Annotated in this window: 13 protein-coding genes; 6 read left to right on the forward strand and 7 right to left on the reverse strand. The window is 70.7% G+C overall.

Annotation, left to right across the window (positions count from 1 at the left end):
- Positions 1-10 precede the first annotated feature (10 nt).
- From ACZ60J_RS31735 to folE, 5 genes are all read left to right on the forward strand, one after another.
- On the forward strand, positions 11-1,162 hold the full coding sequence (locus ACZ60J_RS31735) for a zinc-dependent metalloprotease (RefSeq protein ID WP_469687159.1): 1,152 nt from the start codon (positions 11-13) through the stop codon (positions 1,160-1,162).
- Between the two features lie 233 nt (positions 1,163-1,395).
- Positions 1,396-2,520 (forward strand): tRNA lysidine(34) synthetase TilS, encoded by a 1,125-nt coding sequence (tilS, locus tag ACZ60J_RS31740; protein WP_469687161.1) that lies wholly within the window; start codon positions 1,396-1,398, stop codon positions 2,518-2,520.
- 66 nt (positions 2,521-2,586) lie between these two features.
- On the forward strand, positions 2,587-3,147 hold the full coding sequence (gene hpt / locus ACZ60J_RS31745; protein ID WP_030158549.1) for a hypoxanthine phosphoribosyltransferase: 561 nt from the start codon (positions 2,587-2,589) through the stop codon (positions 3,145-3,147).
- Positions 3,148-3,329: 182 nt separating this feature from the next.
- Positions 3,330-5,357, forward strand: coding sequence for an ATP-dependent zinc metalloprotease FtsH (ftsH, locus tag ACZ60J_RS31750; RefSeq protein WP_469687163.1), 2,028 nt, complete (start codon positions 3,330-3,332; stop codon positions 5,355-5,357).
- Between the two features lie 94 nt (positions 5,358-5,451).
- Positions 5,452-6,060, forward strand: a complete 609-nt coding sequence (gene folE, locus ACZ60J_RS31755; RefSeq protein ID WP_469687164.1) for a GTP cyclohydrolase I FolE — start codon at positions 5,452-5,454, stop codon at positions 6,058-6,060.
- A 35-nt stretch (positions 6,061-6,095) separates the two neighbouring features.
- On the opposite strand, the gene ACZ60J_RS31760 is transcribed toward folE, so the two are convergent.
- The 6 genes from ACZ60J_RS31760 to ACZ60J_RS31785 all read right to left on the reverse strand — a co-directional run bounded on the left by ACZ60J_RS31760 (position 6,096) and on the right by ACZ60J_RS31785 (position 10,986).
- Positions 6,096-6,581 (reverse strand): DUF3180 domain-containing protein, encoded by a 486-nt coding sequence (locus tag ACZ60J_RS31760; protein ID WP_469687165.1) that lies wholly within the window; start codon positions 6,579-6,581, stop codon positions 6,096-6,098.
- A 76-nt stretch (positions 6,582-6,657) separates the two neighbouring features.
- Positions 6,658-7,254, reverse strand: a complete 597-nt coding sequence (folK, locus tag ACZ60J_RS31765; RefSeq protein WP_469687288.1) for a 2-amino-4-hydroxy-6-hydroxymethyldihydropteridine diphosphokinase — start codon at positions 7,252-7,254, stop codon at positions 6,658-6,660.
- A gap of 8 nt (positions 7,255-7,262) precedes the next feature.
- On the reverse strand, positions 7,263-7,622 hold the full coding sequence (folB, locus tag ACZ60J_RS31770; RefSeq protein WP_469687167.1) for a dihydroneopterin aldolase: 360 nt from the start codon (positions 7,620-7,622) through the stop codon (positions 7,263-7,265).
- Between the two features lie 141 nt (positions 7,623-7,763).
- Positions 7,764-8,207 carry a nuclear transport factor 2 family protein gene (locus ACZ60J_RS31775; RefSeq protein ID WP_469687168.1) on the reverse strand — a complete coding sequence of 148 codons (444 nt, stop codon included), beginning with the start codon at positions 8,205-8,207 and terminating at the stop codon, positions 7,764-7,766.
- Complete coding sequence (gene folP / locus ACZ60J_RS31780; RefSeq protein WP_469687170.1) at positions 8,204-9,109, reverse strand: dihydropteroate synthase; 906 nt, start codon at positions 9,107-9,109, stop codon at positions 8,204-8,206. Before folP ends, ACZ60J_RS31775 begins: the two co-directional genes overlap by 4 nt.
- Positions 9,110-9,135: 26 nt before the next feature.
- Positions 9,136-10,986, reverse strand: coding sequence for a phosphatidylglycerol lysyltransferase domain-containing protein (locus ACZ60J_RS31785; RefSeq protein ID WP_469687172.1), 1,851 nt, complete (start codon positions 10,984-10,986; stop codon positions 9,136-9,138).
- A gap of 153 nt (positions 10,987-11,139) precedes the next feature.
- Here ACZ60J_RS31785 and ACZ60J_RS31790 point away from each other — a divergent pair, with 153 nt between their 5' ends.
- The gene (locus ACZ60J_RS31790; RefSeq protein WP_469687174.1) at positions 11,140-12,246 is read left to right on the forward strand and encodes an alpha/beta hydrolase; all 1,107 of its coding nucleotides are present in this window, start codon (positions 11,140-11,142) and stop codon (positions 12,244-12,246) included.
- A gap of 58 nt (positions 12,247-12,304) precedes the next feature.
- Here the strand turns inward: ACZ60J_RS31790 and ACZ60J_RS31795 are convergent, their stop codons facing one another.
- On the reverse strand, positions 12,305-13,285 hold the full coding sequence (locus tag ACZ60J_RS31795) for an ABC transporter ATP-binding protein (protein WP_469687176.1): 981 nt from the start codon (positions 13,283-13,285) through the stop codon (positions 12,305-12,307).
- Between the last annotated feature and the right edge of the window lie 4 nt (positions 13,286-13,289).

Raw genomic sequence — 13,289 nt, forward strand, 5'->3', positions numbered from 1 at the left:
CGGTTGACGCATGACGAGCTTCGGTGGTGCGGAGATGGTCGACTGGAACCTCGCGGTGGCGACCGCGACCAGGCTCGTGCGGCCCGGTCCGGAGGTGAGCCGGGAAGAGGCGCGGGCCGTCGTCGCGGAGCTGCGCAGGCACGCGAAGACCTCCGAACGGCACGTGCGCGAGTTCACGCGGATGATGCCCGAAGGCACGACCCCGGCCGATACGCCCGTCCTCGTCGTGGACCGGGCCGGCTGGGTCAAGGCCAACGTGGCCGGCTTCCGCGAGCTCCTGTCCCCGCTCCTCGGCAAGATGCAGGACCGCCGCGCCGGCACTCCCGGCGGCGCCGTGCTCGGCGCGGTCGGCGGCAAGGTCACCGGCGTCGAGCTGGGCATGCTGCTCAGCTTCCTGGCCTCCCGCGTGCTCGGCCAGTACGAGACCTTCGCGCCCGCGGGCCTCGACCTCCCGGGCTCCGCCACCGGCGGCCGGCTGCTGCTCGTCGCGCCGAACATCGTCCACGTGGAGCGGGAGCTGGAGGTGGACCCGCACGACTTCCGGCTCTGGGTCTGCCTGCACGAGGAGACGCACCGTACCCAGTTCACGGCCGTCCCGTGGCTCCGCGAGCACCTGGAGGGCGAAATCCAGACGTTCCTCGGAGCCACCGAAGTGGACCCGACGACCGTGCTGGAGCGCCTGCGCGAGGCCGCCCAGTCCTTCGCCGGAGCCCGCCCCGAGGGGGAGGGCGCCGACGAGGGCCGCTCCCTCGTCGAGCTCGTCCAGACCCCCGAGCAGCGCGAGGTGCTGGCCCGGCTCACCGCCGTCATGTCCCTCCTGGAGGGCCACGCCGACTTCGTCATGGACGGGGTCGGACCCGAGGTCGTGCCCTCGGTCTCCGAGATCCGCGAGAAGTTCCAGCAGCGCAGGGCCAGCGGAGCCGGCCGGCTCGACGCCGCCCTGCGCAAGCTCCTCGGCCTCGACGCCAAGCTGCGCCAGTACCGCGACGGGGAGCGCTTCGTGCGCGCCGTCGTCGGCCAGGTCGGCATGGACGGCTTCAACCGGGTCTGGACCTCCCCGAACACACTGCCGACCAAGTCCGAGATCGCCAGGCCCGCGGACTGGGTGGCCCGCGTCCACCGCAAGGGGAGCGAGCAGAGCGAGACGAGCGAAGAGGTGTGACCCAAGAGGCGTGAAGATGCCCCTCTGGGGGAAACAGCGTCACCCGTCCGAGGGACCGTGGGGCGTGGAAGGGCGTGCGATGCTCGGAGAACGGCTCGGCTCTGTCACCATCGACGCACTCTGAGTGACAACACCCCCTCGCGGGGGAGCCGGGCAGCACACCGGTCACACCACCCCCGCAACGCCTCCCCAGCGCCTCCGAGGCATCCGAACTCCACCGAAGGGCACCGGACATGGGTCCCCATCCTGCGGTCGCGGCGATACGCCTGGCGGTCCGCCGCGTACTCCACGACGTCCTCACCGACCTCACCGAAGGGGGCGCCCGGCCCGCTCCCACCCCCGCACCCCGCGTCGGCCGCCCCGGCCGCACCGTCGGGTCCTCGGCCGGCGCCGCCCCCCACGACCCCCTCCCCGCCACCGCTCCGCTCGTCCTCGTCGCCTGCTCCGGCGGCGCGGACTCCATGGCGCTCGCCTCCGCCCTCGCCTTCGAGGCCCCCAAACTCGGAATCCGGGCCGGCGGCATCACCGTCGACCACGGCCTCCAGGACGGCTCCGCCCTGCGCGCCGCCGAGGTCGTCTCCCGCATGACCGGGCTGGGCCTGGACCCCGCCCTGTCCGTCGCCGTGCGCGTCGGCCGCGACGGCGGCCCCGAAGCCGCCGCCCGCGACGCCCGCTACGCGGCCCTGGACGAGGCCGCCGACCGGCTGGGCGCCGTCACCGTGCTGCTCGGCCACACCCGCGACGACCAAGCCGAAACCGTCCTGCTGGGCCTCGCCCGCGGCTCCGGCATCCGCTCGCTCTCCGGCATGGCGGAGGTCTCCGGAGGCCCCGGAGACCCCGGCGCCCGGGGCCGCAGCCACCGCTACCGCCGGCCGTTCCTCCAGGTGGACCGGCAGACCGCCCGCAAGGCCTGCATGGTCCAGTCCCTCGCCGTCTGGGACGACCCGCACAACATCGACCCCGCCTACACCCGCTCCCGGCTGCGCCACGAGGGACTGCCCGCCCTGGAGAAGGCGCTCGGCAAGGGGGTCGTGGAGGCGCTCGCCCGCACCGCCCAGCTCTCCCGCGACGACGCCGACGCCCTGGACGCCTGGGCCGCCGAGGCCGAGAGCGGCGTACGCGACGAGGACGGCCGCCTGGAGTGCGCCAAGCTGTACGCACTTCCCCCTGCGGTCCGCCGCCGCGTACTGCGCCGGGCGGTCGTCGCCGCCGGTTCCCCCGCAGGCTCCCTCTTCGCCCGCCACATCGAGGAAGTCGACCGGCTCATCACCGGATGGCGCGGTCAGGGAGCCATCAACCTGCCCGGCCGGGTCGAGGCGCAGCGGCAGGGTGGCAGACTGGTCATCCGGCAGGGCTGATTGGTGCTGAAACACGGCTGAGTCCTCCGGGGTCACCCCCCGGAGCCCCAGCCGACAACGAAAGTGATGCGGGTGGACGAGAAGGACATGGGCAGCGACCTCCAGTCGGTGCTCATCACCAAGGAAGAGATCGACGCGAAGCTGGCCGAGCTGGCCGCGAAGATCGACGCGGAGTACGCGGGCAAGGACCTGCTCATCGTCGGCGTCCTCAAGGGCGCGGTGATGGTGATGGCGGACCTGGCGCGCGCCTTGTCCACCCCGCTCACCATGGACTGGATGGCGGTGTCCTCGTACGGCGCCGGGACCCAGTCCTCGGGCGTGGTGCGGATCCTCAAGGACCTGGACACCGACATCAAGGACAAGCACGTCCTGATCGTCGAGGACATCATCGACTCGGGCCTGACCCTGTCGTGGCTGCTGTCGAACCTCGGCTCCCGCCAGCCGGCCTCCCTGGAGGTCGTCACGCTGCTGCGCAAGCCCGACGCCGCCAAGGTCGCGATCGACGTGAAGTGGGTCGGCTTCGACATCCCGAACGAGTTCGTCGTCGGCTACGGCCTGGACTACGCGGAGAAGTACCGCAACCTGCCGTTCGTCGGCACCCTCGCTCCCCACGTCTACGGCGGCTGATCCAGCGCCCGACAGGGGAACCCTGAACCGTTTCCCGCCGTTGGAGCATGGAAAGGCGGGTCTGTCAGCCGTCCCATGAGGCCACGGGTGACAATGCAGGGGTACATTCCGAAGAACAGTCTTTACTCACAGCAGCATTTACCTACGGGCAGGAGGGACGGGGTGCCTGGCGCCCCGTATGGATGGACGTGAAGCGATACTTCCGTGGGCCGGTTATGTGGATCGTGCTGGCCGTCCTCGCCGTGGTCGTGTTGATGAACGTCGTCGGCTCCGGCGGCGGCTACAAGTCGGTGGAGACCAGCGAGGTCATCAAGGCGATCAACAGTGGCCAGGTGGACAGCGCCAAGCTCACCACCGGTGACAGCCAGATGATCAAGATCGAGCTGAAGAAGGACCAGAAGCTCGGCGACAACGACGGCACCAAGTTCCAGGCCAACTACATCGGGGACCAGGGCGTACAGCTCGCCCAGAACCTCCAGACCAAGTACGAAGCCGGTCAGATCCCTGACGGGTACTCCGTCACGCCGGACAAGACCAGCCCGTTCCTGAGCGTGCTGCTCTCGCTGCTGCCGTTCGTCCTGATCGTCGTGGTCTTCCTGTTCCTGATGAACCAGATGCAGGGCGGCGGCTCCCGGGTCATGAACTTCGGGAAGTCCAAGGCCAAGCTCATCACCAAGGACACCCCGAAGACGACGTTCGCCGACGTGGCGGGCTCCGACGAGGCCGTCGAGGAACTCCACGAGATCAAGGAGTTCCTCCAGGAGCCGGCGAAGTTCCAGGCCGTCGGCGCCAAGATCCCCAAGGGCGTGCTGCTCTACGGCCCGCCCGGCACCGGTAAGACCCTGCTCGCGCGTGCCGTCGCGGGCGAGGCCGGTGTGCCCTTCTACTCGATCTCCGGTTCCGACTTCGTCGAGATGTTCGTCGGTGTCGGTGCCTCGCGTGTCCGCGACCTGTTCGAACAGGCCAAGGCCAACGCCCCGGCGATCGTCTTCGTCGACGAGATCGACGCCGTCGGCCGGCACCGCGGTGCGGGCCTCGGCGGCGGTCACGACGAGCGCGAGCAGACCCTCAACCAGCTGCTCGTCGAGATGGACGGATTCGACGTGAAGGGCGGGGTCATCCTGATCGCCGCCACGAACCGTCCCGACATCCTCGACCCGGCCCTCCTGCGCCCCGGCCGCTTCGACCGCCAGATCGCGGTCGACCGTCCGGACATGCAGGGCCGTCTGGAGATCCTCAAGGTCCACCAGAAGGGCAAGCCGGTCGCTCCGGACGTGGACCTGGGCGCCGTCGCCCGCCGCACCCCCGGCTTCACGGGTGCCGATCTCGCCAACGTCCTGAACGAGGCCGCGCTGCTCACGGCCCGCTCGGACCAGAAGCTGATCGACAACCACTCGCTGGACGAGGCGATCGACCGCGTCGTGGCGGGTCCGCAGAAGCGGACCCGGATCATGTCGGACCGGGAGAAGAAGATCACCGCGTACCACGAGGGCGGACACGCCCTGGTCGCGGCGGCTTCCCCGAACTCCGACCCGGTCCACAAGATCACGATCCTGTCCCGCGGCCGGGCCCTGGGCTACACCATGGTCCTGCCCGACGAGGACAAGTACTCGACCACGCGCAACGAGATGCTCGACCAGCTGGCGTACATGCTGGGCGGGCGCGCGGCCGAGGAGCTGGTCTTCCACGACCCGACCACGGGCGCCGCGAACGACATCGAGAAGGCCACGGCAACGGCCCGCGCGATGGTCACCCAGTACGGCATGACCGAGCGTCTCGGCGCGATCAAGTTCGGCGGGGACAACACCGAGCCGTTCCTCGGGCGCGAGATGTCGCACCCGCGGGACTACTCGGAAGAGGTCGCGGCGCTGGTCGACGAAGAGGTCAAGAAGCTCATCGAGACCGCGCACAACGAGGCCTGGGAGATCCTGGTCGAGAACCGCGACGTCCTCGACAACCTGGTCCTCGCGCTCCTCGAGAAGGAGACGCTCAACAAGGAGCAGATCGCCGAGATCTTCTCGACGATCGTGAAGCGTCCGGCCCGCCCGGCGTGGACCGGCTCCTCGCACCGCACGCCGTCCACCCGTCCGCCGGTGCTCTCTCCCAAGGAGCTCCAGCTGACGAACGCGGCGAACGGAACGTCCGCGGCCTCGGCCGTGTCCGTGGAGAAGTCCCCGGAGCCCTCCCCGGAGGAGCTCCCGGAGGCCTAGTACCTCCCGGAATGGAAGCCGCGCCCCCCAGGTTCTAGCCTGGGGGGCGCGGCTCTTTCACATGCCCGCGACCGCACAGAGGAACGAGGAACAGATGACCGACCCAGTGACCCTGACCGGTGGCGAGGGCACGATCGGCGCGTTCGACGAGAAGCGCGCCGAGGCGGCCGTCCGCGAGCTCCTGATCGCGGTCGGCGAGGACCCGGACCGCGAGGGGCTCCTGGCGACTCCGGGGCGGGTGGCGCGTGCGTACAAGGAGATATTCGCCGGCCTGTACCAGCGGCCCGAGGACGTCCTGACGACGACGTTCGACCTCGGCCACGACGAGATGGTCCTGGTGAAGGACATCGAAGTCCAGAGCACGTGTGAGCACCACCTGGTCCCCTTCCACGGCCTGGCCCACGTCGGCTACATCCCGTCCGTCGACGGCAAGATCACCGGCCTGTCGAAGCTCGCCCGCCTCGTGGACGTCTTCGCCCGCCGCCCGCAGGTGCAGGAGCGGCTGACCACCCAGATCGCCGAGTCGGTCATGGAGATCCTGGACCCGCGCGGAGTCATCGTGGTCATCGAGTGCGAGCACATGTGCATGACCATGCGCGGGGTCCGCAAGCCCGGCGCCAAGACCATCACCTCGGCCGTACGCGGCCAGCTCCGCGACCCCGCGACCCGCAACGAGGCGATGAGCCTCATCATGGCGCGCTGAGGCCCGCCCCGGGCCGTCCGGGCGCCGTGGGAAGGCTAGGCCGGTGCGGTTGTGGTGGGGTCTTCGTCTTCCGGGAGTTTCAGGACGTGTTCCAGGAAGAGGGCCGCGGCGATGACCGCCGCGCCCGCCAGGACCGAGAAGCCGGCGTACCAGGCCTGGTCCTGGCGGGCGGGGACGTCTGCGAGGGACGTGGTGAGCAGGAAGACGCCGACGCCGCCGTAGGCGCCCGCGACCAGGGCCGCCACCAGGGCGCTGGCCTGGCCGAAGACGACCGCGCGGGCCGCCATGAGCGGCTCCACGCCCTTGGCGCCGGGCACGCGCTCGCGCTGGGCCTTGAGGCGGGAACGCAGCGACAGGGCCGTCGCCAGGAGGACCACCGCGATGGCGCCGAGCACGATCGGGGCGGCCACCGGGACGCCGGGGAGCGAGCCGTACGCGTTCCACAGTCGGGCTCCGGCCCAGGACAGCACCGCGGCGATCGCGAAAATGCCTGCCAGGACCGCCGGCCTCAGTTGCTTCACGTGCGCCTCTCCCGCTCTCCGTGCGTGCGTACCCGGTGATCCTAAGTGGTCGGCGGACCCGCCCCCAGGGCGCGGCTCACTCGGGGAGGCGCAGTTCCAGGTCCTCGCGCAGGGTGAGCCCGGCGAGGCCGACGGCCGTCAGGAGCGAGGCCACGGCCCCGTGGCCCGGGATCTGCGCCTCGGCGTCGATGTCGTTCCAGGGGGCCAGTACGAAGGCGCGCTGGTGGGCCCGCGGGTGCGGGAGGGTGAGGACGGGGTCGCCGGAGACCTCGTCGGCGTAGGTGATGATGTCGACGTCGATCGTGCGGGGGCCCCAGCGCTCCTCGCGGACGCGGTCGAAGGCCTCCTCGATGGCGTGGCCGCGCTCCAGCAGGGAGCTGGGGGGCAGGGTGGTCTTCACCGCGATGACGGCGTTGAGGTACGAGGGCTGCGAGTCCGCGTCCACGCCCCAGGGCTCCGTCTCGTAGACGGGGGAGACGGCCTTGACCCGGAGGCCCGGGGTGTCCCCGAGGGCGTCGATGGCGCCCTGGAGGGTCTCCAGACGGTTGCCCAGGTTCGCGCCCAGCGCGACGACGGCCCACTTGGGGTTGGACAGGGTGACGTCGGCCGCGTCCACGGCTTCGACCACGGAGGCGGGTACCGGCTGGACGGTGGGGTCGCTCTGGGCGTTCATTCCGTTGTTCACGCGCGGCTCCGTGTGATCGTGATGGTCACGTCGTCGAAGGGGACGGTGATCGGCGCGTCCGGTTTGTGGACGACGACCTCCACCTGGGCGACCGCCTCGTGCTTGAGGCACTGCTGGGCGATCCGCTCGGCGAGGGTCTCGATCAGGTCCACGGGCTCGCCCTGGACCACGTCGACGACTTCTTCCGCGACTACCCCGTAGTGCACCGTCTTAGCCAGGTCGTCGCCCGCCGCCGCGGGCCGGGTGTCGAGGTGGAGCACCAGGTCGACGATGAAGGTCTGGCCTTCCTCGCGTTCCCGGGGGAAGACGCCGTGGTGCCCGCGAGCCTTGAGGCCGCGCAGCGAGACACGATCCACGCGAATCACTCCTGCTTTTCGTAGGTGCTTCCGGTCCGGGACTCCCCGGATCCATGGCCGGAGCCGAGTGCGGTCGGCGTCGTCCGTCTTCGAATTTACCTGCGAAATACCTGGGACCCCGACAGCACCCCGGCCGAGGGGCTAGGAGGACTCCTCCTCGTCGTCCTCGTCGGAGTCCGTGAGCACGGGAGAACCGTGGTGCGACCAGAGGAGCCAGCCCTCCGGTGTGCGTCGGAACACATTCGTCGCGACGACGAGCTGACCGACGAGCGGACCCAGCTCTCCGCCGTCCTCGGCGGGTCCGCCGCTGAGGATGTTCTCGGTACAGGTCACCAGGGCGGTGTCGCCCAGGACGGTGACCTTGGTGTCGGTCAGGAAGAACTGGATGTACTCGGTGTGCGACATGATCAGCGCGTAGGAGCGCAGCACTTCTCCGCGTCCGGACAGCACCGGCCAGCCCGGGTGCACGCAGGAGATCTCGTCCTCGAGCCAGAGCGCCGACAGTGCGTCGAAGTCCCCCCGCTCCATGGCCTCGTAGAAGGACGTGTTGACCTCTTCGACGGATTCGATGTCGGTACGGCTCACCGGGCCCCTTCCTCGTTGCTACGGGTCGTACGCAGTGCCCCTTCCACGGCACGGGCCACCCGAACCGCGTCGGCGCTCGCCCGTACCTCGTGGACGCGTACGGCCCAGGCGCCCCCGGCGGCCGCGAGGGTGGTGACGGCGGCGGTGGCGGCGTCGCGTTCGCGGGCGGGCGGCGGGGAGGCGTCGTCGGCGCCGGCCAGCACCCGGCCGAGGAAACGCTTCCGCGAGGCGGCAACGAGCAGCGGGAAGCCCAGCGCGCGCAGCTCGGGGAGGTGGGCGACCAGGGCGAGGTCGTGCTCGGCGTTCTTGGCGAAGCCGAGGCCCGGGTCGACCAGGACCCGCTCGGGGGCGATGCCGCCGGCGACGACGGCGTCGATGCGGGTGCGGAGTTCGGCGGTGACCTCGGCGAGGACGTCCCCGTAGACGGCGAGGCGGTTCATTCCGTCGCTGAAGCCGCGCCAGTGCATGACGACGAAGGGCACCTCGGCGGCGGCGACGGCGGGGATCATGCCCGGGTCGGCGAGGCCGCCGCTGACGTCGTTGACCAGGGTGGCGCCGGCGGCGACGGCCTGCGCGGCGACGGAGGCGCGCATGGTGTCGACGGAGACGACGACGCCTTCGGAGGCGAGGCCGCGGACGACGGGGACGACCCGGCGCAGCTCCTCCTCCTCGTCGACGCGGGAGGCGCCGGGGCGGGTGGACTCGCCGCCGACGTCCACGAGGTCGGCGCCCTGGGCGACGAGGTCGAGGCCGCGCTTGACGGCCGCGGTGGTGTCGAACCAGCGGCCGCCGTCGGAGAAGGAGTCGGGGGTGACGTTGACGACGCCCATGACCGCGCAGCGGTCCCAGTCGGGGAGGCCCGTCACCAGGCCTCTGGGGGCGGGACCGCTGTTCGTGTTCATGGTTCCCAGGGTAGGGCCCGAGCCCTTCAGGCCGCCCGGACCTCCCGCTCCGCCTGGGCGGGGACGGCCTGCACGCGGTGGTGGGCGCAGGTGCGGACCGGCTTGGGACGCCGCCGGCCGGCGAACAGGCGGGGCAGGGCGAGCGTGACGAAGCCCTCGGCCTGCATCGCGGCGAAGCCGATGCGGGGCAGGTCCCGGGTGGTGCGGAAGACCACGAAGCGGGGCTCCCAGCGGGGGCGGAACTTCGCGTTGAACTTGTACAGCGACTCGATCTGGAACCAGCGCGAGAGGAACACCAGCAGGCTGCGCCACATCCGCAGGACCGGGCCGGCGCCGATCTTCTCGCCGCGGGCCAGGGCGGAGCGGAACATCGCGAAGTTCAGGGAGACCTTCTCGATGCCGAGCGCCGGGGCGGCCTCCAGGGAGGCGACGATCAGCAGCTCGTTCATGCCGGGGTCGGCGGCGCGGTCGCGGCGCATCAGCTCCAGCGACATGCCGTCCTTGCCCCAGGGGACGAAGTGCAGGACGGCCTTGAGGTCGCCGAAGGGGGAGGTGTCGCCCTCCTCGACGCGGTGTGCGGTGGCGATGTAGCAGTCGCCGTCGCCCGGGTCGCCGACGCGGCCCAGCGCCATGGAGAAGCCGCGTTCGGTGTCGGTGCCGCGCCAGGCCTCGGCGGCGCCGCGGACCTGCTCCAGCTCGGTCTCGGTCAGTTCGCTGACCCGGCGGACCTTGGTGGTGTAGCCGTTGCGCTCGATGCGCTTGACCATCTGGCGGACGTTGCGCATCGCCCGGCCGGAGAGGGAGAAGTCTTTGACGTCGACGATCGCCTCGTCGCCGAGCTCCAGGGCGTCGAGGCCGGTCTCGCGGGTCCAGACCTCGCCGCCGGTCTCCGAGCAGCCCATGACGGCGGGGGTCCAGGAGTGGGCCTTGGCCTCCTCCATGAACCGTTCGATGGCGCCGGGCCAGGCCTCGACGTCGCCGACGGGGTCGCCGGAGGCGAGCATCACGCCGGAGACGACGCGGTAGGTGACGGCGGCCTTGCCGCTGGGGGAGAAGACGACGGCCTTGTCGCGGCGGAGCGCGAAGTGGCCGAGCGAGTCGCGGCCGCCGTGCCGGGCGAGCAGCTCGCGGAGCTTGACCTCGTCGTCGGCGGTGAGCCGGGCGGCCGGGTGTTCGGGGCGGAAGGCCAGGTAGATGGTGGTGACGGCGGTCAGCATGCCGAGGGCGCCGAGCGAGTAGCCGACGGTCCAGGACACCCGGCCGGCGTAGTCGACGGGGCCCTCGAAGCCGAAGAGCCCGTAGACGACGTGGCTGATCTGTTCATAAACACCCGGATTGCCTACGACGCGGCCGGGGTGCGAGTTGACGATGACCAGCCCGAGGCCGATGGAGCCCGCGCTCATCAGCACGAAGTTGGCGAGCGCCTTCCAGCGGCTGCGCGGGTCGGGCAGCGCCTTGAATTCACTCTGATGGCGGAGCAGCAGGGCCAGGAGCACCGCCGCGATGACCACGCCGATGATCGAGTGCCGGTACGTGAACTGCGCGACGGCGCCGGCCGGCAGCAGCACCACGGCCGCCCGCCAGGCGCGGCGCTTGCGGCGCTTGAGCCCGTGGGCGAGCAGCAGGAGCAGGACGCCGGCGCTGATGGCCAGGGCGGCGGCGAAGGGGCCGACGGATCCGGGCAGCACCTCGGTGACCGCGTGGATGCGGCTGTGCCGGAAGCGCGGGAAGACTCCCGCGGCGATGTCCAGCAAGCCGACGACCGTGACGGCGGTGCCCACGACTCCGGGGACGGACTCCGGTCGGGGGCCTCGGAGGATTCGGCTGACAGGCTTCGGAACCTGTCCCGACTTATCGCCATCTATCCTGCTAGACATCGCTTCCCGTTGCTCTGCGAGAGATCATGTGGCCGAAGGCCGCTGGGGCCCTTCGCTGGGTGGTGCGTCCACTAGGACGACATCGAGGGGGAGCGGGTTCACTCTTCCGTCGAGAAAAAACTAGTCCTGCCATAGAAAGTCGACTGACTGCTCATGGGTCTCACCAGTAATACGGTTCTGGCGCTGGCCATCCTCGCCGGTGTGCTGCTGTTCGCGGCCACGGTGTGGTTCTGGCCGAAGCTCTCGGGCCGCTCCTGGCGCTCGGTCCTCGGCCGGATCGGCCTCCTGCTGGCAACGCAGCTGGCGATGTTCGCGGCGATCGGTCTCGCCGCGAACAAGTCGTTCCTCTTCTACGGGTCCTGGGCCGACCTCTTCGGCCAGGAGACCTCGGTCGGCAAGGTCGTCGACCACTCGATGAGCAGTGACGACATCAAGGTGGTCGACAAGCAGCACCTCGACGTTCCCGGCGGTGCCAAGCCCGCGGTGGCCGGACAGATCCTGAAGGTCTCCATAACGGGCCAGAAGTCGAAGATAACGAGCCCCGGGTACGTGTGGCTGCCGCCGGAGTACTTCCAGCCGCAGTACAAGGAGCAGAACTTCCCGGCCTCCATCGTCCTCACGGGCTACCCGGGCATGGCGGAGAACCTGATCAAAGGGCTCGACTACCCGATGAAGGCCTTCAGCCTGTCCAAGGCGGGCAAGATGAAGCCGATGATCCTGGTCATGATGCGCCCGACCCCGGGCGCGCGCGACACCGAGTGCGTGGACATACCCGGTGGCCCGCAGACCGAGACCTTCTACGGCCAGGACCTCCCGCAGGCCATCCAGAGCACCTTCCGGGTCGGCAAGAAGCCGCAGAACATGGGCTACATCGGCAACTCCACGGGCGGCTACTGCGCCCTGAAGATGACCGCGCACTACCCGCAGACCTTCGGGGCCGGCGCCGGCCTGTCCGCGTACTACGAGGCCGCGGACGACCCGACGACCGGCGACCTCTTCCAGGGGGACGAGCGGCTGAAGGCCCGCGCGAACCTGCTGGAGGCCATCAAGGCGAAGCAGCCGACCGGTACGTCCTTCCTCGTCACCAGCAGCGAGAAGGGCGAGCCGAACCTCGCCGGCACGAAGAAGTTCATCAAGCTGGTCAAGGGCCCGGACCGGGTCTCCTCGATCATCCTCGACAGCGGCGGCCACAACTTCAACACGTGGCGCCGCGAGATCCCGCCGATGCTGGTGTGGATGAGCGGCAGGATCCAGGCGTAGCGCCAGGACCCCGGCGCAGCGGGACGGGGCCCGGGCCTCAGGCCCCGGGCCCCGGGGCTCAGGCCTCCTGCAGCCGGGCCCGGCGCAGCGCCCGGTGCACCCCTTCCGGGGTGAGTACGCCGACCAGCGCGCCGGATTCGGGGTCCGTGACCCCGATCCGGCCCGAGTCCTCCTGGAGCAGCAGCGCGAGCGCCTCGCGCAGACTGGCCCCCAGCGCCACTTCGGCGGTGGGGGCCTTTCCGTCGGCGGGGGCGAGCTCGGAGGGGTCGGCCAGGTCGGCCCGGGCCACGGCGGTGACCGCGAGCCGCTTCAGCCCGCGGTCGGCGCCGACGAAGCCGGCCACGTAGTCGGTCGCCGGGGCGCCCAGCACCTGCGCGGGGCTGGCGAACTGCTCGATGGTGCCCGCGCCGTAGACCGCGATGCGGTCCCCGAGCCGGACGGCCTCCTCCAGGTCGTGCGTGACCAGCAGGATCGTTTTGCGCACGGTCCGCTGGAGCGCCAGGAACTCGTTCTGCAGCCGCTCGCGCACCACCGGGTCCACCGCGCCGAACGGCTCGTCCATCAGCAGCACCGGCGGGTCGGCGGCGAGCGCCCGGGCCACGCCGACGCGCTGGCGCTGGCCGCCGGAGAGCTGCTCCGGGTAGCGGCCCCCGTAGACGGCCGGGTCCAGTCCGACCAGGTCGAGGAGTTCCGCGGCCCGCGCCCGGGCCTTGGCCTTCGGGGTGCCGATGAGCTGCGGCACGGTCGCCGTGTTCTCCAGCACCGTCTTGTGCGGGAACAGCCCGACCTGCTGGATGACGTAGCCGATGCGGCGTCGCAGTTCGACCGGGTCGGCGGCCGCGATGTCCTCGCCGTTCAGCAGGATCCGGCCGGACGTCGGCTCGATGAGCCGGTTGACCATCTTCATGGTGGTCGTCTTGCCGCAGCCGGACGGGCCCACCAGGGTGACCAGTTCGCCCTCGGCGACCTCGAAGGACAGGTCCGCGACGGCGGTCGTCCCGTCGGGGTACCGCTTGGTCACTTGCTCGAATCGGATCACCCCG

The organism is Streptomyces sp. NPDC104226, from assembly GCF_055584085.1.

Excerpts from the sequence above, each read along its gene's own strand:
- ACZ60J_RS31735 (WP_469687159.1), top strand. The coding sequence starts at position 11 with ATGACGAGCTTCGGTGGTGCGGAGATGGTCGACTGGAACCTCGCGGTG.
- tilS (WP_469687161.1), top strand. The coding sequence starts at position 1,396 with ATGGGTCCCCATCCTGCGGTCGCGGCGATACGCCTGGCGGTCCGCCGC.
- hpt (WP_030158549.1), top strand. The coding sequence starts at position 2,587 with ATGCGGGTGGACGAGAAGGACATGGGCAGCGACCTCCAGTCGGTGCTC.
- ftsH (WP_469687163.1), top strand. The coding sequence starts at position 3,330 with ATGGACGTGAAGCGATACTTCCGTGGGCCGGTTATGTGGATCGTGCTG.
- folE (WP_469687164.1), top strand. The coding sequence starts at position 5,452 with ATGACCGACCCAGTGACCCTGACCGGTGGCGAGGGCACGATCGGCGCG.
- folK (WP_469687288.1), bottom strand. The coding sequence starts at position 7,254 with ATGAACGCCCAGAGCGACCCCACCGTCCAGCCGGTACCCGCCTCCGTG.
- folP (WP_469687170.1), bottom strand. The coding sequence starts at position 9,109 with ATGAACACGAACAGCGGTCCCGCCCCCAGAGGCCTGGTGACGGGCCTC.
- ACZ60J_RS31785 (WP_469687172.1), bottom strand. The coding sequence starts at position 10,986 with ATGTCTAGCAGGATAGATGGCGATAAGTCGGGACAGGTTCCGAAGCCT.
- ACZ60J_RS31790 (WP_469687174.1), top strand. The coding sequence starts at position 11,140 with ATGGGTCTCACCAGTAATACGGTTCTGGCGCTGGCCATCCTCGCCGGT.